Raw genomic sequence first — 18798 nt, 5'->3', positions numbered from 1 at the left:
GCCAACGAAGGCATCATCCTGATCGCCGCCACCAACCGGCCCGACGTGCTGGACCCGGCCCTGCTGCGGCCCGGCCGCTTCGACCGCCAGGTGGTGGTGCCGAACCCCGACGTGAACGGCCGCGAGCGCATCCTGCGCGTCCACATGAAGAACGTGCCCCTGGCCGCCGACGTGGAGACCAAGGTCATCGCTCGCGGCACCCCGGGCTTCTCGGGCGCCGATCTCTCCAACCTGGTCAATGAGGCCGCCCTGATGGCCGCGCGGAAGAACCGCCGCATGGTCACCATGCATGACTTCGAAGAGGCCAAGGACAAGGTCATGATGGGCGCCGAGCGCCGGTCCATGGTCATGACCGAGGACGAGAAGAAGAACACCGCCTACCACGAGGGCGGTCACGCCTTGGTGGCGCTGACGGTCCCCTCGTCGGACCCGGTGCACAAGGCGACCATCATCCCGCGCGGCCGCGCCCTCGGCATGGTCATGCAGCTGCCGGAAGGCGACCGCTACTCGATGAACTTCGAGCAGATGACTTCGCGCCTGGCGATCATGATGGGCGGCCGGGTCGCCGAAGAGCTGATCTTCGGCAAGGACAAGATCACCTCCGGCGCCTCCAGCGACATCCAGGCGGCGACCAGCCTGGCCCGCAACATGGTCACGCGCTGGGGCTACTCGGACAAGCTTGGCCTCGTCTCATATGGCGACAACCAGGAAGAGGTGTTCCTCGGCCACTCGGTGTCGCGCACCCAGAACGTCTCGGAAGAGACCGCCAACACCATCGACGCCGAAGTGAAGCGCCTGGTCCAGGGCGGCTACGAGGAAGCCAAGCGGATCCTGACCGAGAAGCTCGACGACCTGCACACCCTGGCCAAGGCGCTGCTCGAGTACGAGACCCTGAGCGGCGACGAGATCATCGGCGCCCTGAAGGGCGTGGCGCCGAACCGTGAGGACGTCGACGCCAAGCGCCCCACCGGACCGGCCGTGGCCGTGCCGATTTCGCCGAAGCCCGAACCGGCCTGAGGCCTCAAGCTTCGACAATCCGACGAAGGGCGGCCGCCGGCGACGGGGCCGCCCTTTTTCGTTATCAAGGCCGGCGATGACCGCCTTGCTCGCCGCCCGACCCGTGCGCGTTCCCCTCGTGAAGGTCATGGGCGTGATCAACGTCACGCCGGACAGCTTTTCCGACGGCGGGCGGTTCGGCGATCCGGCCGCGGCCCTCGCCCAGGCGCGCCGGCTGATCGCGGATGGGGCGGACATCCTCGACGTCGGCGGCGAGTCCACCCGGCCAGGCGCCGCGCCCGTGGCGGCGGCCCAGGAGATCGACCGCGTCGTCCCGCTCATCCAGGCGATCCGCGCCGAGAGCCCGATCCCGCTCTCGATCGACACCATGAAGCCGCAGGTAGCCCGCGCGGCGGTGGTGGCGGGGGCCACGATCTGGAACGACGTCACCGCCCTGCGCCACGACCCCGAGAGCCTGGCCACGGCCGCCGAGCTTGGGTGCGAGGTGGTCCTGATGCACATGCAGGGCGAGCCCGGCACGATGCAGGCCGAGCCGCGCTACGACGATGTCGTGGCCGAGGTCGCGGCCTTCCTGGCGGCGCGCGCGGAGGCCGCGATGGCCGCCGGCGTGGCGCGGGCGCGGATCTGGCTCGATCCCGGCGTCGGCTTCGGCAAGCACATGCTGGATCACAACCTGCCGCTGCTGGCCGGCCTGGAGCGGATCGTCGCGCTGGGCTTCCCGGTGCTGCTGGGCGTCAGCCGCAAGAGCTTCATCAGCGCGGTGGATGACGGTGGGCGCCCGGCCGGCCAGCGGCTCGGCGGCTCCATCGCCGGCGCCCTGGCCGGGGCGGAGGCGGGCGTTGCGGCCGTGCGCGTTCACGACGTCCGGGAGACGGTGCAGGCGCTCCGGGTCTGGCGCGCCATCGCCGGGGCGCGAAACCCTTAGGTCGCGGGCCGGCGGCGAAGCGCCTTCAAGCCGATCGACTGGCCGGACTGCAGGAGGGTGGCGCGGAAGAGCCGGCCCAGCAGGACGAACTCCACGCCGATGAACACCGCGAGCAACGCGCCCGACCCCGCCACCTCCCAGGGGGAAACGCCGCTGCCCAGGCGCGCCATCATCGCAAAGGGTGCGTAGATCGGGATCCACGACATCACCCGCGGCAGGAGGCCGTCGGGGTTCTGCAGCACCGCGCTGGCGATGGCGATGAAGGGGATCGTCAGCACCATGATCAACGGCGTCAGGTAGCCCTGGGCGTCGCGCATGCTGTCGCTGACGGCGCCCACCGCCAGGAACATCATCGAGACCGCGAGATAGCCGGCCAGGAAGTAGTAGGCGAGCGCCACGACGATCCAGGGCGAGCTGATCGAGCCCAGCGCCGGGCGGACGAAGTCGGCCACCGCGCCCTGGACCGAGAAGGCCGCGCCGACCGCGAACACCATCCAGGCGCTGATCATCAGCAGACCCACCGCCACCACGCCGATCAGCTTGCCGTAGAGCAGATCGTCGGGGGTGATGCAGGCGAGCACGGACTCCAGGAGCTTGTTCGACCGCTCCTCGATCAGCCCCTGCAGCATCCAGGACCCGGACATCATCAGCGACAGGAGCAGGAGGTAGGCGAGCGCCAGGGGCAGGGCGGATCGCAACATCATCTGGCCACGTCCCGAACCGGCCGGCGGCGCGGCGAGCGTCACCGGGGCGCTGATCGCCGAGATGCGGGCCAGGGCCGCGGTATCGACGCCGGAGGTCTGCAAGGCCTGGGCGCGCAGCGCCCCGGTCAGCTCCTGGCGCACGGTCTCAACCAGGCCCGGATTGGGCCGGCCGTTGGTCCACATGCGCGCCGCGGCGCCGGCCGCGCCGAAGTCCGCGGGGATGTAGACGCCGAGCGACAGCTGCCGGGGCCCGTTCGGCGTCGCCACGTCCTTCTTCATCTTCGGGATGAGCGACGCCCCGAACGCTTCGGGCCCCCGATCGGTGACGACCCCGGCCGGCGGGGCGATCGGGATGAAGAACGGCGGCGGCGGGCGGAAGGCGGGCGCGGCGGCCGGCTTCAGCCGCGTGATCGCAGCGCTCGCCTGCGGCAGGCCGCCCGCGGCTTCGAAGGCGGCGACCTCGCCCGGGCTGAACAGGCGCGGCCCCTGGCCCCAGACCGCGCCCGGCGGCGGGGTGATCTTCCACTTCAGCGCATAGGCGCCGAGGTCGCTCAGCACCTGCCGGTCGTGATCGAGGGTGATCCGCTGCTGGATCTGCGGGGCGTAGCGGCCGCTCTGGTCGACGATCACCACCGCGACGCCCGGCGGCGGCTGCAGCAGGCGCACCGAGAGCTGGCTGAGTACGATCGCCACCGGCAGCAACAGCAGGGTCACCCAGAAGCTGCGGGTCGTGGTGATCTGACGGAACTCGCGGGCGGCCACCAGCCACATGGCGTTCATGGGCGCGCTCCTTGCTCGTGGCCCGGCCGTTCACCGCCTGCCAGGTGCAGGAAGACCTCGTGCAGGCTGGCGCGATGGGTCTCGAAACGCCGGAGCGCGAAGCCGCCGCCGGTGCAGGCCTCCAGCAGGGAGGCGGAGCTCGCGCCGGGCGCGAGCGTGATGTCCCAGTCGGTCCAGCCGTCTTCCGCCGCGCCAGCGGCCAGGGCGCGCTCGACGCCGGGCAACCGGGCCGGGTCCTGGCGCGCGGCCAGCGACAGGCGGGCCGGCAGCTGCGCGCGGGCCTCGTCCTGGCTGCCTTGGAAGACCTTGCGACCGCGGGCGATCAGCAGAAGGCGGTCGCAGAGCCGCTCGGCGTGCTGCATCACATGGGTGGAGAAGACCACCGTCGAACCGGCCCGGGCGAGCTCCAGCACCACCTCCTCGAGCACCGCCTGGTTGACCGGGTCGAGGCCCGCGAACGGCTCGTCAAGGATCAGCAGGCGCGGGGCCGTGACCAGGGCCGCGGCCAGCTGGACCTTCTGGGCCATGCCCTTGGAGAGCTGCTCGACCTTGCGCCGGGCGAACTGGGCGAGGTCGAAGCGTTCGAGCAGGGTCTCCGCAGCCCGCCGGGCCGCGCCGGTCTCCATGCCCTTCAGCCGCCCGAAATAGACCACCGTCTCCAGCGCGGTCATCTGGCGGTAGAGGCCGCGTTCCTCCGGCAGGAAGCCGATCTCGCCGCCGCCGCGGCGGCCGGGCGGCTGGCCCAGCACGGCGATCTCGCCGGTGGTCGGGCGCAGGATGTCGAGCACCATGCGGAGCGTCGTGGTCTTGCCGGCCCCATTGGCGCCCAGGAAGCCGAAGATCCCGCCCTCCGGGACCTCGAAGCTCAGGTTGTCGACGGCTGTGAAGTCGTCGAAGCGCTTGGTGACGCCATCCAGGACAAGAACTGACAGTTTTACCCCTCCCGCGACGGGCCGCTCTCACCGGCGGCCTTGTGGCGGGCACTCAACCCCAATTCAGGACGCTGGCCAAGACATGGCTCAGGCGGGCAGAAATTCCCTGTAGCGCGCCGTCAGCTCCCGTTCGCGCTCGGCCCGGTAGGTCGTCGATCATGACCTTAGTCCGGGAGCTTGGGGTAGGCGCCGGCGAGCGCCGCTTCGCGGGCTTCCTTGACGGCGAGCGGCGTCGCGCGGCCCTCCATCGCGTCCGGAATGGCCTCCAGGTGCGCGTGCCAGCCGGCGCGCACGCCGCTGCCGCGGCCGTCCTTCGGGCTCAGGCCGGAATGGGTGAGGGTCAGCCAGCAGCCGTCTCCTTCCGCCCTCAGGTCGAAGCGGACCACGGTCTCGCGGTCGTCGAGGCTCCAGGTCCAGGCGAAGCTATGGGGCGGGTCGCAGACCAGGACGCGGCCTTCCATCCTGTATGCGCCCTTCCGCCAGTTGAAGCGGATCGCCCCGCCGACCTTCATCTCGATCTCGGCCTCGGCCAGCCAGTCGGCCAGGCGTTCGGGCGTGGTGATCGCCGCCCAGACCTTCTCGATCGGCTTGGCGTAGCGGCGGTGGAAAACCACCTGCAGGGCGTCGGCGGTGGCGGTGACCTCGCCGAGCGGGGCGTCGCTCAGGACGTCGCGGGCGGTGGCGGTGATGCTCATTGTTCTTTCTCCAGATGGTCTTCCAGGGCGTCGAGGCGGTCGGCCCAGAACGCGCGGAAGGGCTTCAGCCAGGCGTCGAGCTCGGCCAGTTCGTCGGGTTCAAGTCGGTAGAGCCGGCGCTGGCCGTCGGGCCGCACGCTGACCAGGCCCGCCTCGCGCAGCAGTTTCAGGTGCTTCGACACGCCGGGCTGGCTGAGGCCGGTGGCCTCCACCAGGTCGCCGGCGGGCCGCTCCCCCGACCGCAGCACATCCAGGATGCGGCGGCGGTTGGGTTCGGCGACGGCTTCGAACGGGCTCATGCCTTTATATGCATATAGGGAAATATAACCGTCAAGGCATTTCATTCGCCGATGCAAATCGCCGCCGGCCACGCTATCGCGGAGCCATGACGTCGCTTGGCCGAGTCCTGATCATCGCCGGATCCGATTCCGGCGGCGGCGCGGGGATCCAGGCGGACATCAAGACGGTCACCGCGCTCGGCGGCTATGCGGCGACCGCCGTCACCGCTGTGACGGTGCAGAACACGCTCGGCGTCAGCGGCGTTCACCCGATCCCCGTCGGGATCGTCGAGGCCCAGGCCCGCGCCGTGCTCGACGACATTGGCGCCGACGCCATCAAGACCGGCATGCTCGGCGACCGCGGCATGGTCGAGGCCGTGGCCCGTATCCTGGACTCGGTCGAGGGCGTTCCTTCGGTCATCGATCCGGTGATGGTCGCCAAGGGCGGAGCGTCCTTGCTGGCGAGGGACGCCATCGAGGCCGTTGCGGCGCTGCTGATCCCGCGCGCGGCCCTGCTCACCCCCAACGCCCCGGAGGCCGCGGCCCTGACCGGGCTCGGCGTGGCCACCACCGAGGATCTGCGGCGCGCCGGCGAGGCGCTGCTCAGCGCCGGGGCGCGAGCCGTCCTGATGAAGGGCGGTCACATTCCGGGCGACCGGGTCGTCGACCTGCTGATGACGCCGGCCGGCGAGACGGCGTTCGAGACCGAACGGATCGAGACCCGCCACACACACGGCACCGGCTGCACGCTGGCCTCGGCCTGCGCGGTGGGCCTGGCGCAGGGCCTGCCCCTGACCGAGGCCGTGGCCCGGGCCTGGGCCTATGCGCAGGAAGCCATCGCGCGCGCGCCTGGCCTTGGCCGCGGCCATGGGCCCCTCGATCACGGCTGGCCATTGCGGGGGAAGGGATGAGCGTAGAGCTGGAAGGCCGGCTGGAAGAGATCGTCCGCCGGTCGGCGCGCCTGATGCACGTCCTGGAAACCGCCCGAGCGCTGGATCTGCCGGACTGGCTGATCTTCTCCGGGGCCATCTACCAGCGGGTGCTGAACCACCTGACCGGCCGCGACCTGGACTACGGGATCAAGGACTACGACCTCGGCTACTTCGACCCCTCCGACACCTCCTACGAGGCCGAGGATGTCGTCATCCGGCGGGTCGCCCAGGCCTTCGAGCCGCCGTTGCGGGATCTGGTGGAGGTGCGCAACCAGGCCCGCGTGCACCTGTGGTTCGAGGGCAAGTTCGGCGAACCCTACGCGCCGCTGACCCGCACCGCCGAAGCCCTGGACCGCTTCACCAGCGCGACCTTTTCGGTCGGGGTGCGGCTGGAGGCCGACGATCGCCTGACCGTCATCGCCCCGTTCGGCCTTGAGGACCTCTTCGCCTTGCGCCTCGCCCCCAACCCGCGGCGCCAGACCCACGGCTTTGCGCGCACGGCCGCCTCGGCCACGGCGCGCTGGCCGGAGCTGACTGTGATCAATTAGCCACTTGCCTAAGTCCTCGCCGACGCTATCTGCAAGCTTCGCATTCGAGGAGACCTGCCATGCGCCAGTGGACCGTTGACGCTTTCGCCGCCGAGGCCTTCCGGGGCAACCAGGCCTGCGTGACCGAGCCCGTGGACGCCTGGCGCGATGCGGCCTGGATGCAGGCGCTGGCCGCGGAGAACAACCAGGCGGAGACCGCCTTCCTGCTGAAGACCGACGATCCCGCCCGTTTCGGCCTGCGCTGGTTCACCCCGGCGCTTGAGGTGCCGCTCTGTGGACACGCCACCCTGGCCTCGGGGCATGTGCTGTTCTCCGAGCTTGGCCTCGGCGCGGACCGGCTGACCTTCGACACCAAGTCGGGGGCCCTGACCGTCCGCCGCGCCGGCGAAGGCTACGAGATGGATTTTCCGGCTCAGCCGCCGACGCAGGTCGATACCCCGGCCGGCCTCGCTGAAGCCCTGGGCGTCGAGCCGCTGGAGGTCTGGGCGTCGGCCTATCTCGTCGCCGTCCTGAAGGACGAAGCCCAGGTCCGCGCCGCCAAGCCCGACCTCGTCGCCCTGGAGGCGGTGTCGAGCGCCGCCACCGGCGGACGCGGCAACGTGGGCGTCGCCGCCCTGGCCGACGCCGGCAAACCCTATGACGTGGTCGACCGTTTCTTCGCGCCCGGCTCCGGCATCCCGGAGGACCCGGCCACCGGCTCCCTGCACTGCATCCTCAGCCCACTGTTCGCCGAGAAGCTCGGCCGCCCGCGCGTGCTCTTCCACCAGGCCTATCCGGGCCGCGGCGCCGATCTCGACTGCGAGTTGAAGGGCGATCGGGTGCTGTTGCGCGGTCGCGCGGTGACCATGCTGGATGGAACCCTGCGCATCGCGGGCTGACCCGCCGCGAAGATTTGAGGGTCAGGCGACTTCGGCGGTCGCGGCGGGCGTCCGGCCCGAGGCGCCCGTAGCCACGGCGGTCAGCGCGGCGCTGATCGCTTCGTAGAGCTTGGCGATCTCGATCGGCTTGGCCACGTGGCCGTCCATGCCGGCCGCCATGTACTCCTCGACCTGGTGGGTCAGGGCGTTGGCGGTGAGCGCCACGATCGGCGTGCGCTTGCGTTGCTCGGTGATTTCGATGTCGCGGATGGCGCGGGAGGCGTCGATGCCGTCCATCACCGGCATCTGGATATCCATCAGCACCAGGTCGTAGCCGCCGTGCTTCCAGGCCTCGACCGCCTGCTTGCCGTCGGAGACGATGTCGATGTCGATGCCGAGCGACTCCATCACCGCGGCCAGGACCTGCTGGTTGGTCGGGTTGTCCTCGGCGGCCAGCAGACGGATGTTGCGCTCGCCGTTGTCGGCGGCCGTCGCGGCTTCGAGCCCGTCCACCGCCTCGCCGCGGGTCAGCGGCAGTTCGACGGTGAAGGTCGAGCCGTGGCCTTCGCGGCTTTCGACATCGATGGAGCCGCCCATCATCTGGGTGAGCTCGCGGCAGATGGCGAGGCCGAGGCCGGTGCCGCCGAAGCGGCGGGTGGCGGAGTTGTCGGCCTGGGTGAACTTCTCGAACAGCGCCGGCAGTTTTTCGGGCGCGATGCCGACGCCGCTGTCGCGGACCACGAGGCGAAGGGCGCCGGTCTCGGCGTTGATGTCGACCGCCGCCTCAACCGACCCGTGCGGAGTGAACTTGACGGCGTTGGACAGGAGGTTGCCGGCGATCTGACGCAGGCGGTCGGCGTCGCCGCGCCACCAGCCTCCGGCCGCCTCGCTGATCTCGAAACCGAAGTTGAGGCCCTTGCCCCGCGCCAGGACCTGAAAGGTCTCGGCGGTCGGCGACAGGGTGGGGCCGAGATCGAAGTCCTCGCGCACCAGGCTGAGCTTGCCGGCCTCGATCTTGGAGAGGTCGAGCACGTCGTTGAGCACCGCCAGCAATAGGCTGCCGGACTGGCGGATGATGCCCAGGCGTTCGCGCTGGACATCGGCCAGCTCGCCCATCGACATCACCTCGGCCATGGCCAGGACGCCGTTCAGCGGGGTGCGGATCTCGTGGCTCATGTTGGCCAGGAACTGGGTCTTCAGCACGTTGGCCGCGTTGGCGGCGTCGCGGGCGCTCTCCAGGTCGCGCATCGCCCGCTTCAGGTCGTCCTCACGCTCACCGAGCTTGCCGAGCAGGTGGTTGAAGCTGGCCGTCAGACTACGGAACAGCTGGTCCTGCGCCTTGATCTCTATGGGCTCGAAGCTGCCGCCCTCGGCGACTTCGTGCATGGCGTCCGACAGGCGCTGGACCGGCGCGATGACCCGGTGGGCCATGCCGCGGGCCAGGAACAGGGCCACGCCGATGCCGCCGAACAGCAGGGCGGCGGTCAGCGCGACGAACTGGGGCAGGAGTGCGGTCAATGTCGGCCGCCGGACCGTCAGCGCCAGGACGCCGACCTTGCGCCCCTCGGAGACCACGTCGGCCCGGATGATCTCGGTCGGTATGCCGACCGTCTCCTTGCCCCGGCGCTCGTAGTCGGCGAGCACGCGACCGTCCAGACCGGTCAGGCGGGCGGCGGCGACATTGCGGCTGGCGGCCAGCGCCGCCACGGGCGCTTCGATCAGCACCTTGTTGCCGAGGGTGATGGCCGGCGCGGCGGTCGTCGCCGTCATCTCGGCGAGGCCCGTATACATCTGGTGCGACTGGGTGCGGGCCACCGCCCACTGCTGCAGCATGAAGGTCAGGCAGGCCGCGATCAGCACAACCAGCGTCGTGACCAGGCCGACACTCGCCACGCGAGCATGGAAAGTCGCGGTGGAGGCCGAACCGGGTGTGGCGTTCGATGAGGTCATAGCGTTCGCAAGGGCCGCACGGGACTCTCGCTGTAGCTGAACAATCCTAACGCTTCGCTTCCCCGCCTGCGGGCGAGGGGGAAGGTCACGTTACGTAAAGCGGACGAAACTGTGCCTCAGGCGCCACAGGTACAACCCGTGGGAGAGGAAATTATGGTTAACAACTCATGAATCAGTTGCGCGAACCTTAATATTCTATTTACCGTAAATTGTGGTTGTTTACCTACCTAGGGGATCATGATGGAAAAGGCGTTTGTGGCTCAGCGCGTGGCTAAAAAGCTGTTCGTGACGGAAGCCGCTGTTGACGGTGCGCTGGCGGAAGCCTCCGAACTGATGAGCGAGATGCTCAAGGCCCGTAAGGACGTGAACGCCTCGATGGTGTTTGCCGACGACGCGGCCGTGAAGATGGTCGAAGCGATCAAGGCGCTCAGCGAAGCGCGCACCGCCATGGTCGGCGTGCACAACGAGCTGAACGAAGCCAAGCTGCGCCTCGGCATCCGGGCGAAGATGTCCGGCGTCGAGAACAAGCCGCCGCAGATGGCCGCGGCCGCCGAGACCCTGCTCCGCGACGTGGGCTAAGCCTCCCACTCGGATTGCAAGACATTAACTGGTGAGGCGCCTCTATTGTGTAGTAGGGGCGCTTCATCATGCCTGCTTCACTGCTGCCTCAGATTATTTCGCTCTTCGGCCTGCTGGGGTGCCTCTTCTCCTTGTGGAAGGGTGGGCCGCCCGAGCGGATTGGCGGCGCTGTCGTTCTGGCGACCCTTCTCCTCACCATTCTCGCGACGACCTTTCTGCCTGTCGGCGTCCAGCCGATTGCTGAACTGGTCATCGACGGCCTGGCCGCGCTCGGCCTGCTGGGCGTGGTGCTGATCTATGGCAGCCTGTGGCTGGGCGGAGCGATGCTGCTCTACGCCACGCAGTTCAGTCTTTACGCCTACTATTTCGTCGCCGAACGGCCGAACGATCGCTTCCATGCCATCGTCAACAACCTCGACTTCATGGGCATCACCCTTTGCCTGATCATCGGGACGGCGGTGGCCTGGCGGCGTCGCGTGCGGGCCGCGCGCACCTAGGGCGCGATAGCGGCGCTTAAGGCCGCACTTAGAAACTTTATCTTGCACCGCAGCGCGAAGCCGGGCTTCTGGCGCGCGGGCCACGCCCTCCCAACGGGGCGCAGTCCATCTGTAAGGATGGGAGACATTGCTATGACGACCCCCGCGAAGCCGGCTATGCGCCCGGCGCGACCCGAGTTTTCATCCGGACCTTGCGCAAAGCGTCCTGGGTGGGCCCCCGAAAATCTTCAGAACGCAGTCCTTGGGCGGTCGCACCGCTCCAAGCTCGGCAAGGCGCGCCTGAAGGAAGCGATCGACCGCACCCGCGAGGTGCTGGAGGTCCCCGACGAGTTCCTGATCGGCATCGTTCCCGGTTCCGACACCGGCGCGGTGGAGATGGCCATGTGGTCGATGCTGGGGCCGCGCCCCGTGCAGCTGCTGGCCTTCGAGAGCTTCGGCAAGGACTGGGTGACCGATGTCACCAAGCAGCTGAAGATCGAGGCCGAGGTGCTGGACGCGCCCTATGGCGAGCTGCCCGACCTGACCAAGGTCCGCAAGGACGCCGACCTGGTGTTCACCTGGAACGGCACGACCTCCGGCGTGCGGGTGCCCAACGCCGATTTCATCGCCGCCGACCGCGAAGGCGTCACCATCTGCGACGCCACCTCGGCCGCCTTCGCCCAGGATCTCGACTGGGCCAAGCTCGATGTCGTCACCTTCTCCTGGCAGAAGGCGCTCGGCGGCGAGGCGGCGCATGGCGTCCTGATCCTGTCGCCGCGCGCGGTGGCCAGGCTCGAGAGCTACGTCCCGCCCTGGCCCATGCCGAAGCTGTTCCGCATGACCAAAGGCGGCAAGGTCACCCTCGACCTCTTCGAAGGCGCGACGATCAACACGCCCTCGATGCTGGCCGTCGAGGATGCGGTCGATGCGCTGAAGTGGGCGGCCTCCATCGGCGGCCTGCCGGAAATGCAGCGTCGCGCGAACGCCAATCTCGGCGTGCTGGAAGGCTGGGCGCAGAAGACCGGCTGGGTGTCCTTCCTCGCGGAAGACCCGGCGATCCGCTCGAACACCTCGGTCTGCCTGAAGGTGATCGATCCGCGCGTCACCTCGCTCTCCGATGACGCCCAGGCCGACTTCGCCAAGACGTTGGCCGGCGCGCTCGAGAAGGAAGGCGTGGCGCTCGACGTCGGCGGCTATCGCGACGCCCCGCCCGGCCTGCGGATCTGGTGCGGCGCGACCGTCGACACCTCCGACCTCGACGCGCTGACGCCCTGGCTCGACTGGGCCTTCGCCGCGGCGATCTCCGAACTTCAGCCCGCCTGAACCGGCGCCCGCGCGCGCCTTTCGAAACATCCCCTCCCCGCGCAGCCGGGGAGGGCGCTCCTTCAAGGACTCCTCACATGCCCCGCGTCCTCATCGCAGATTCCCTGAGCCCCGCCGCCATCGATATCTTCAAGCAACGTGGCGTCGACGTCGATGTAAAGACCGGCCTCAGCAAAGAAGACCTGATCAAGGTCATCGGCGACTATGAGGGCCTGGTCGTCCGCTCCGACACCAAGCCCAACAAGGATGTTATCGCCGCGGCCAAGAACCTGAAGGTCATCGGTCGCGCCGGGATCGGCGTCGACAACATCGACATCCCCGCCGCCACCGCCGCCGGGATCGTGGTGATGAACACCCCGTTCGGCAACTCGATCACCACCGCCGAGCACGCCATCGCCATGATGTTCGCGCTCGCCCGCCAGATGCCCGCCGCCGATGCCTCCACCCAGGCCGGCAAGTGGGAAAAGAGCCGTTTCATGGGCGTCGAGCTCTACGCCAAGACGCTCGGCCTGATCGGCGCCGGCAACATCGGCGGCATCGTCGCCGACCGGGCGCTGGGCCTGAAGATGAAGGTCGTGGCCTACGATCCTTTCCTGTCGCCGGAGCGCGCCGTTGAGCTGGGCGTCGAGAAGGTCGAGCTCGAAGAGCTCCTGGCCCGCGCCGACATCATCACCCTGCACACCCCGCTCACCGAAAAGACCAAGAACATCCTGTCAGCCGAGAATCTGGCCAAGACCAGGAAGGGCGTGATGATCGTCAACTGCGCCCGCGGCGGGCTGGTGGACGAGGCTGCGCTCCGGGCCGGCCTCGACTCCGGCCACATCGGCGGCGCGGGCTTCGACGTCTTCGTGACCGAGCCGGCCAAGGAAAACGTCCTGTTCGGCGCGCCCAACTTCGTCGCCACGCCGCACCTGGGGGCCTCCACCAACGAGGCGCAGGAGAACGTCGCCCTGCAGGTGGCCGAACAGATCAGCGACTACCTGCTGACCGGGGCGGTGACCAATGCGCTGAACAGCCCGTCGGTGACGGCCGAAGAGGCCCCGCGCCTGAAGCCCTTCATCGCGCTCGCCGAAAAGCTCGGGCTGATGGCCGGCCAGATGGTCGACTTCGGCATCAAGGCCATCGACATCGCCTACGAGGGCGAGGTGGGCAAGCTGAACGCCAAGCCCCTCACCGCCGCGGCCCTGGCCGGTGTCATGCGCCCGATGCTGGCCGAGGTGAACATGGTCTCCGCGCCTGCGGTCGCCAAGGAACGTGGCATCACCGTCTCGGAGACCCGCCAGGAGGACTCGCCGATCTACGAGAGCCTGATCCGGATCACCGTCACCACCGACAAGGGCAAGCGCTCCTTCGCGGGCTCGGTGCTGGCCGGCACGCCGCGGGTGGTGGAGGTCAAGGGCATGGACCTCGACGCCCCGTTCATGCCGACCATGCTCTACGTCAACAACCTCGATAAGCCAGGCTTCATCGGCAACCTGGGCGCCCTCCTGGGCGAGGCGGGCGTCAATATCGCCACCTTCAACCTCGGCCGCGTCTCGGCCGGCGACGACGCCATCGCCCTCGTCGGCGTCGACCAGGCGCCCACCGAGGCCCTGCTCACCAAGATCCAGGGCCTGCCGCACGTCAAGGAAGCGCGGGCGCTGCGGTTTTAGGGGTCGGCGTCCGGGTTTTCGACTGAGCTCTGGAGTCCACGCTTTCGGCGCCAGTCGATCATACGCAGGACAACCGCGAGGCCGACGATGAGGATCACGATCGCCAGCGCGCTGTATTCGTTCCGCGCCTTGGCGCCGTGGATCGCGTTCTCGACCAAAGCCAACACCACCACCGCCAGGGCGCACCACGCTCCGATTATGACTGGCGCCAAGCGTCCGCCAGCCGCTTTCGGTCGCGGTTTGACGGCGCGCAACTCCGCGCAGAGCAAGATCGCGATCTAGCCCCCGCTCAAGGCCCCGAAGATCAGCAGTTCGTCGCCGGCCTTGAGTTGGGTGGCGATCCTGCGGGTCTCCTCCCGGCCGATGAAGATCCGCATGTGCTTGCGCACCCGGTCCTGCTCGTCGACCACCCGGAACTTCAGGCCGGGATAGCGGCGGTCGAGGTCGTCGAGCACGCCGCCCACCGTTGCGCCGGCCGCCTCCACCCGCGTGACGCCGCCGGTGTAAGAGGTCAGCTGCGAGGGGATCAGGACCTGGGTCACGAGAGGGGGGTCACGAGAGCGGGGTCACGAAAGCGGGGCGGCGCTGACGGAATAGATTTCCGGCAGGTGGGCGGCGATCTGCCGCCAGCTCTCGCCCTCGTCGCCGCTCATCCAGATCTCGCCGTTGGTGGCGCCCAGATAGAGCCCCATGGGCTCGGCCCGGTCGGCGCAGAAGGCCTGCCGCTTGACCGTGAACCAGCCCTGCTCGGTCGGGAATCCCTTGTCCTGCCGCTCCCAGGTCGCGCCGCCGTCGCGCGTGCGGTAGGCCGCAGGCCTGCCCCCGGGACTGACCCGTGGCCAGACGTCGGTGCCATCCATCGGCCAGACCCAGGCGGTGTCGGCGTCCCGGACGTGGGGCACGACGGTGAAGCCGATGTCACCGACCTCCGCCGGCATGGCCTTGCCAATCCGCTCCCACCGCGTGCCCGGCCGGTCGAGGCGGTAGACGCCGCAATGGTTCTGTTGCCAGAGCCGGTCGGGGTTGGCGGGCGCAAGGGCGATGTAGTGCGCGTCCTGGCCGAACTCAGGATAGGGGTCGGGGAAGAAGTTCGCCTCGACGTTCTCGTTCAGCGGCCGCCAGGTCTCGGCCCGGTCGTGGCTCTCGAAGACCCCGCCGCTGGAGGTGGCGATGTACATGTGGCGGGCGTCGCGCGGGTCGATCACCACCTGGTTCAGCAGGGACCCGTCCGGCGTGCCGGCGTCCGGCGGGCACCAGTCCCAATAGTTCGGATGGTCGTTGAAGCCGGCGACGCTTTCCCAGGTCTCGCCGCCATCGGCGCTGCGGAAAAGGCCCGGCGGCGAGACGCCCGCCCACCAGACGCCAGGCTCGCTGGCGTGCCCCGGCTCCAACCAGAAGCTGTGGTCGACCGACCGCGCGCGCGGATCGTCCGACTTCGGAAACGCTGGGGGTTTCGCGGCTTCCGTCCAGGTCTCGCCGTCGTCGGTGGAGCGGAAGATCGTCGGTCCCAGGTGCCCGCTGGAGGCCGCCATCAGAAGCGTCCGTCCATCGCGCGGATCGAGGACCAGGTGATTGACGATCGAGCCCAGGAAGATCGGTCCCTGGACCCGCCAGGACACGCGGCTGGCGTCGCTGCGGTAGATCCAGGCGCCCTTCCGGGTGCCCACCAGAAGTTGAATCGCGTCGGTCATGGAGGCCTCCTGACCCCAAGGACGCGCCATTTCACGTCAAACCGACACCGTCCGGCAAGAGACTTCGCATCAGGCCTTCCGCGGATCCGGCGTGCCGGGGACCGCGTCGGCGATCATCCGGACGAAGTCGCCGCGATAGTCGTCGGCCACCTTCATCTCGGTGTCGAAGATCATGGTCGCACGGCGCCTGGCGTCATAGGCGGGCCAGTGGGGGATCAGGCTGTTGTTCGGATCGCCCGTGCTCGCGAACGCCACCCAGGTGGCCGACAGCCGGTCGCTCATCAGCCGCCCGCCCTTCGTGCCGGCGCCGCCGATGGCGTTGCGCGACAGGTGGAAGCTGGCCTCCACGTCGTGGCCGTGCACCGCGCCGAACTTGCCGTCGAAGGCCGGGGTTTCCCAGTCCCAGACGTACATATAGGTCGCGGCCCTGCCGAGCGCGGCCTTGCGCAGCGCCTGGATCTGCGAATTGCCGCGCGTGGCGTCGGTGAAGGCCTCGGCCTGGGTCAGGTAGGGCGTCTGCCGCGAGTTCTCCCGGCGATAGGCGGCCAGGATGTCGCTGCTCTTGGCCCCGAATCTTTGCCGGAGAAGCGCCGCCAGCCCCGCCTCGTCGAGGTCGAAGTTGGAGAGCCTGAGGGCGGCGTCGTGCAGGGTCGTGGAGATGATCACCGGCACGTCTGCCGACTCCTGCGGGGCGGCCGGATCGAAGGGATGGTGCGGCAGGGTCTTGTCCCCGATCACCGGCCGGAAATTGCCGCCCGAGGCCACCTGCGCCTCCAGCAGCTTCTGCCAGGGGACTTTCTGGATCGCCGCGACATCGCCCTTGGCGAGGCCGAGCGTCTTGAGCAGCTTCGTCGCCTCGGCGCCGGCCTCCTCGGGCGTCGCCTGTTTGAGCGTCGAGCCGGACTGCACGGCGGCTCGGTGGAACAGGCCCTTGGCCGACGGTACGGCCAGCAAGGTCGAGGTCTTCGACCCGCCGCCCGACTGGCCGAAGATCATCACCCGGCCGGCGTCGCCGCCGAACCGCTCGATGTTGTCGCGCACCCATCGGAGCGACGCGACCATGTCCATCACCCCGCAGTTGCCGGCGTTGGCGAACTCCGCCGGCGCGCCCAGCCCCGCCAGATGCAGGTAGCCGTAGGCGGCCAGCCGATGGTTCACGGTCACCACCACCACGTCGCCCAGCCGCGCCATCTGCGCGCCGTCATACATCGGCCCGTTGCCGGAGCCGGTGGCCCAGCCGCCGCCGTGGAACGACACCAGGACCGGGCGCCTGGCGTGGTCGTTCACGCTGGGCGTCCAGACGTTGAGGTTGAGGCAATCCTCGCCCATTCCGCCCGGTCCCACATGGCGGTCCCAGGCGATCATCATCGAATAGTCGCTCTCCAGCGACGCCGGGGTCTGGGGCGAGATCGGGCCGTAGCCGATGCAGTTGCGGACACCCGCCCAGGGCGTCGGCGTCTTCGGCGCCATGTAGCGGTTTTTGCCGCCGGTCGAGGCGCCATAGGGGATGCCCTTGAATTCCTTCACCCGGCCGTTGGCGATGCCCTGCACCTTGCCCGAGGTGGTCTCCACGGTGTGGAAGATGCCGCCGGTCGGCGCGGCGTTGCCGAGGATGCGCTCCGAAGGCGCCGCCGGGGGCTGGCCGAGCGCCGGCTGGGCCGAGGCTGAGGACGCGCCCGCGGCGACCGTCGCGGCGACGGAGGCGACCTGGATCAGGTCGCGGCGGCTGAGGCCCGGATTGGACTTGCTCATGAGGCGTTCCCCTAGCCGCGCGGCCCGGCGGCGGGCGGATTGGCGTCCCACCAGGCCCGGATCTCGGCGCGCGGACCCACCTCCTGGCGGGTGTCGTTGTCGAACAGCATGACGTTGCGCTGGGCGTCGCTGTAGGGCTTCCACGGCGGGATGTGGCCGTTGTTCGGATCGCCGGTCTTGGCGAAGGCGGCGAAGGTCGAGGCCAGCCGGTCGGCCATTTTCTTGCCCGCCGTCGAGCCGGCGAAGAAGCCGTCGCGGTAGGAGTGGAACGAGGCCGAGACGTCGATGCCGTGCACGGCGCCGAACTGGCCGTCGTAGGCCGGGGTGCGCCAGTTCCACTGGTAGACATAGGCCGGCGCCGCGCCGAGCGCCGCCTTGCGCGCGGCCTGGGTATAGGCCGCCCGGCGGCCGCCCGCGTCGGTGAAGGCCTGGGCCTGGATCAGGAACGGCGTGGCGATCGGGTCGTAGCGGCGATAGAGCGCCACCAGCTCCTTGCCCTTGCCGGGCCAGCGCTGGTCGAAGAGCACGCGCAGCCCGTCCTCGGTCAGGGTGAAGTTGGTCAGGCCGAGCGCGGCGTCCTCCAGGGTTGTCGAGACGATCACCGGCACGTCGGCCGACACCGCCGGCGCCGACGGATCGAACGGGTGGTTCGGCAGGGCGTCGGTCCCGATCACCGGTGAGAAGTTGCCGCCGGCCGCGGTCTGCGCCTCGAGGATCTGCTGCCAGGAGACCTTCTGCAGGTCGCCCATATTGGCCTTGGAGATCCCCAGCTGCTTGAGGAACTTCTCGGCGGTCGCCGCGCCGGCTTCCGGGGTCACCAGCCGAAGCGCCGAGCCTGACTGCACCGCGGCGCGATGGAACAGGCCCTTGGCCGGCGGCATGGCCAGCACGGTGGAGGTCTTCGCCCCGCCGCCCGACTGGCCGAAGATCATCACCCGGCTGGGGTCGCCGCCGAAGTTCTCGATATTGTCCTTCACCCATTGCAGCGAGGCGACCAGGTCCATCACCCCGGTCACCCCGGCGTACTTGAAGGCCTCAGGCGCGCCCGCGCCGGCGAGGTTCGTGTAGCCGAAGCTCGCCAGCCGGTGGTTGACGCTCACCACCACCACGTCGCCGTAGTAGGCGAGGTTCTTGCCGTCGAAGCCGGGCGCGTTGCCCGAGCCGGTGGCGAAGCCGCCGCCGTGGAACGAGACCAGCACCGCCTTCCTGGCCGACCGGTCGGTGCTCGTCGTCCAGACATTGAGCGACAGGCAGTCCTCGCCCATGCCGCCCACCTGGCGGTCCCACATGATCAGCTGGCCGTATTCGCCGCGGATGTCGGCCTGGGTCTGCGGGCAGACCGAGGTGTAGGCGAAGCATTCCCGCACGCCGGTCCAGGAGGCCGGCTTCTTCGGCGGCATGAAGCGGTTCTTGCCGCCGGTCGGGGCCCCGTAGGGGATGCCCTTGAACTCCCAGGTCGGGCCATTGGCGATGCCCTGCACCTTGCCGCTGGCGGTGCTGGTCACCTGGAAGATCTTGCTGGAGGCGCCGCCGACGCCCAGCCCGGCCGGCGCGGCCGCGGGCGGCGAGGGCGCCTGGGCGCCGGCCCGGCCGGCCACCGCGGCGCTGGCGGGCCGGGATCTGCCCGGCGCCGGCCCCGGCCGGGGGGGGGGTTGCATCCGGGGGTTGGGGTTTGTGGTGGCCCCCCGCCCAGGCCGGTTGTTTTTT

The 18798-nt window shown here is 69.4% G+C and carries 19 protein-coding genes; 10 read left to right on the top strand and 9 right to left on the bottom strand.

Annotation, left to right across the window (positions count from 1 at the left end; genetic code table 11):
- Positions 1 to 1017: ATP-dependent metallopeptidase FtsH/Yme1/Tma family protein (locus tag ACESMY_RS22460; protein ID WP_372786875.1), on the top strand; the 1017-nt coding region annotated here is incomplete at its 5' end.
- Between the two features lie 76 nt (positions 1018 to 1093).
- Positions 1094 to 1942, top strand: coding sequence for a dihydropteroate synthase (gene folP / locus ACESMY_RS22455; protein WP_372786874.1), 849 nt, complete (start codon positions 1094 to 1096; stop codon positions 1940 to 1942).
- Here the strand turns inward: folP and ACESMY_RS22450 are convergent.
- The 4 genes from ACESMY_RS22450 to ACESMY_RS22435 all read right to left on the bottom strand — a co-directional run bounded on the left by ACESMY_RS22450 (position 1939) and on the right by ACESMY_RS22435 (position 5352).
- Complete coding sequence (locus ACESMY_RS22450; RefSeq protein WP_372786873.1) at positions 1939 to 3426, bottom strand: ABC transporter permease; 1488 nt, start codon at positions 3424 to 3426, stop codon at positions 1939 to 1941. The genes folP and ACESMY_RS22450 overlap by 4 nt on opposite strands.
- Entirely contained in the window at positions 3423 to 4343 is a 921-nt protein-coding gene (locus ACESMY_RS22445; RefSeq protein WP_372786876.1) for an ABC transporter ATP-binding protein, read from the bottom strand. Before ACESMY_RS22445 ends, ACESMY_RS22450 begins: the two co-directional genes overlap by 4 nt.
- A gap of 179 nt (positions 4344 to 4522) precedes the next feature.
- Complete coding sequence (locus ACESMY_RS22440; protein WP_372786872.1) at positions 4523 to 5053, bottom strand: SRPBCC family protein; 531 nt, start codon at positions 5051 to 5053, stop codon at positions 4523 to 4525.
- A complete protein-coding gene (locus ACESMY_RS22435) occupies positions 5050 to 5352 on the bottom strand; it encodes an ArsR/SmtB family transcription factor (RefSeq protein WP_372786871.1) in 303 nt (100 codons plus the stop codon). The genes ACESMY_RS22440 and ACESMY_RS22435 overlap by 4 nt, the downstream gene beginning before the upstream one ends.
- Before the next feature lie 86 nt (positions 5353 to 5438).
- On the opposite strand from ACESMY_RS22435, the gene thiD reads away from it, so the two are divergent.
- Genes thiD through ACESMY_RS22420 form a run of 3 tightly spaced genes read left to right on the top strand, consistent with a single transcriptional unit; the run spans position 5439 to position 7689 of the window.
- Positions 5439 to 6242, top strand: coding sequence for a bifunctional hydroxymethylpyrimidine kinase/phosphomethylpyrimidine kinase (gene thiD / locus ACESMY_RS22430; protein WP_372786870.1), 804 nt, complete (start codon positions 5439 to 5441; stop codon positions 6240 to 6242).
- The gene (locus ACESMY_RS22425) at positions 6239 to 6811 is read left to right on the top strand and encodes a nucleotidyltransferase family protein (protein WP_372786869.1); all 573 of its coding nucleotides are present in this window, start codon (positions 6239 to 6241) and stop codon (positions 6809 to 6811) included. Before thiD ends, ACESMY_RS22425 begins: the two co-directional genes overlap by 4 nt.
- Before the next feature lie 59 nt (positions 6812 to 6870).
- Entirely contained in the window at positions 6871 to 7689 is an 819-nt protein-coding gene (locus ACESMY_RS22420) for a PhzF family phenazine biosynthesis protein (protein ID WP_372786868.1), read from the top strand.
- A 21-nt stretch (positions 7690 to 7710) separates the two neighbouring features.
- On the opposite strand, the gene ACESMY_RS22415 is transcribed toward ACESMY_RS22420, so the two are convergent.
- Positions 7711 to 9618: an ATP-binding protein gene (locus tag ACESMY_RS22415; protein WP_372786867.1), complete on the bottom strand. Its 1908-nt coding sequence runs from the start codon at positions 9616 to 9618 to the stop codon at positions 7711 to 7713.
- Positions 9619 to 9858: 240 nt separating this feature from the next.
- On the opposite strand from ACESMY_RS22415, the gene ACESMY_RS22410 reads away from it, so the two are divergent.
- The 5 genes from ACESMY_RS22410 (at position 9859) to ACESMY_RS22390 (ending at position 13930) form a co-directional block, all read left to right on the top strand.
- Positions 9859 to 10197, top strand: a complete 339-nt coding sequence (locus ACESMY_RS22410; RefSeq protein WP_372786866.1) for a hypothetical protein — start codon at positions 9859 to 9861, stop codon at positions 10195 to 10197.
- Positions 10198 to 10265: 68 nt separating this feature from the next.
- Positions 10266 to 10694, top strand: a complete 429-nt coding sequence (locus ACESMY_RS22405; protein WP_372786865.1) for a hypothetical protein — start codon at positions 10266 to 10268, stop codon at positions 10692 to 10694.
- A gap of 132 nt (positions 10695 to 10826) precedes the next feature.
- Positions 10827 to 11996 carry a phosphoserine transaminase gene (locus ACESMY_RS22400; RefSeq protein ID WP_372786863.1) on the top strand — a complete coding sequence of 390 codons (1170 nt, stop codon included), beginning with the start codon at positions 10827 to 10829 and terminating at the stop codon, positions 11994 to 11996.
- Positions 11997 to 12073: 77 nt separating this feature from the next.
- Entirely contained in the window at positions 12074 to 13648 is a 1575-nt protein-coding gene (gene serA, locus ACESMY_RS22395; RefSeq protein WP_372786862.1) for a phosphoglycerate dehydrogenase, read from the top strand.
- Between the two features lie 87 nt (positions 13649 to 13735).
- Positions 13736 to 13930, top strand: coding sequence for a hypothetical protein (locus ACESMY_RS22390; protein WP_372786861.1), 195 nt, complete (start codon positions 13736 to 13738; stop codon positions 13928 to 13930).
- Here the strand turns inward: ACESMY_RS22390 and ACESMY_RS22385 are convergent.
- From ACESMY_RS22385 to ACESMY_RS22370, 4 genes are all read right to left on the bottom strand, one after another.
- Positions 13927 to 14190 carry a MoaD/ThiS family protein gene (locus ACESMY_RS22385; RefSeq protein WP_372786860.1) on the bottom strand — a complete coding sequence of 88 codons (264 nt, stop codon included), beginning with the start codon at positions 14188 to 14190 and terminating at the stop codon, positions 13927 to 13929. The two genes, ACESMY_RS22390 and ACESMY_RS22385, sit on opposite strands and share 4 nt — an antisense overlap.
- Before the next feature lie 24 nt (positions 14191 to 14214).
- Positions 14215 to 15339, bottom strand: a complete 1125-nt coding sequence (locus tag ACESMY_RS22380; protein ID WP_372786859.1) for a WD40/YVTN/BNR-like repeat-containing protein — start codon at positions 15337 to 15339, stop codon at positions 14215 to 14217.
- Between the two features lie 69 nt (positions 15340 to 15408).
- On the bottom strand, positions 15409 to 17091 hold the full coding sequence (locus ACESMY_RS22375) for a carboxylesterase/lipase family protein (protein ID WP_372786858.1): 1683 nt from the start codon (positions 17089 to 17091) through the stop codon (positions 15409 to 15411).
- 11 nt (positions 17092 to 17102) lie between these two features.
- Complete coding sequence (locus ACESMY_RS22370; RefSeq protein WP_372786857.1) at positions 17103 to 18689, bottom strand: carboxylesterase/lipase family protein; 1587 nt, start codon at positions 18687 to 18689, stop codon at positions 17103 to 17105.
- Positions 18690 to 18798: the final 109 nt, after the last annotated feature.

It is taken from the genome of Phenylobacterium sp., from assembly GCF_041691455.1.
Classification (GTDB): domain Bacteria; phylum Pseudomonadota; class Alphaproteobacteria; order Caulobacterales; family Caulobacteraceae; genus Phenylobacterium.
The sequence above is the reverse complement of the archived record's forward strand: the minus strand, read 5'-3'. Positions and strand labels throughout refer to the sequence as shown.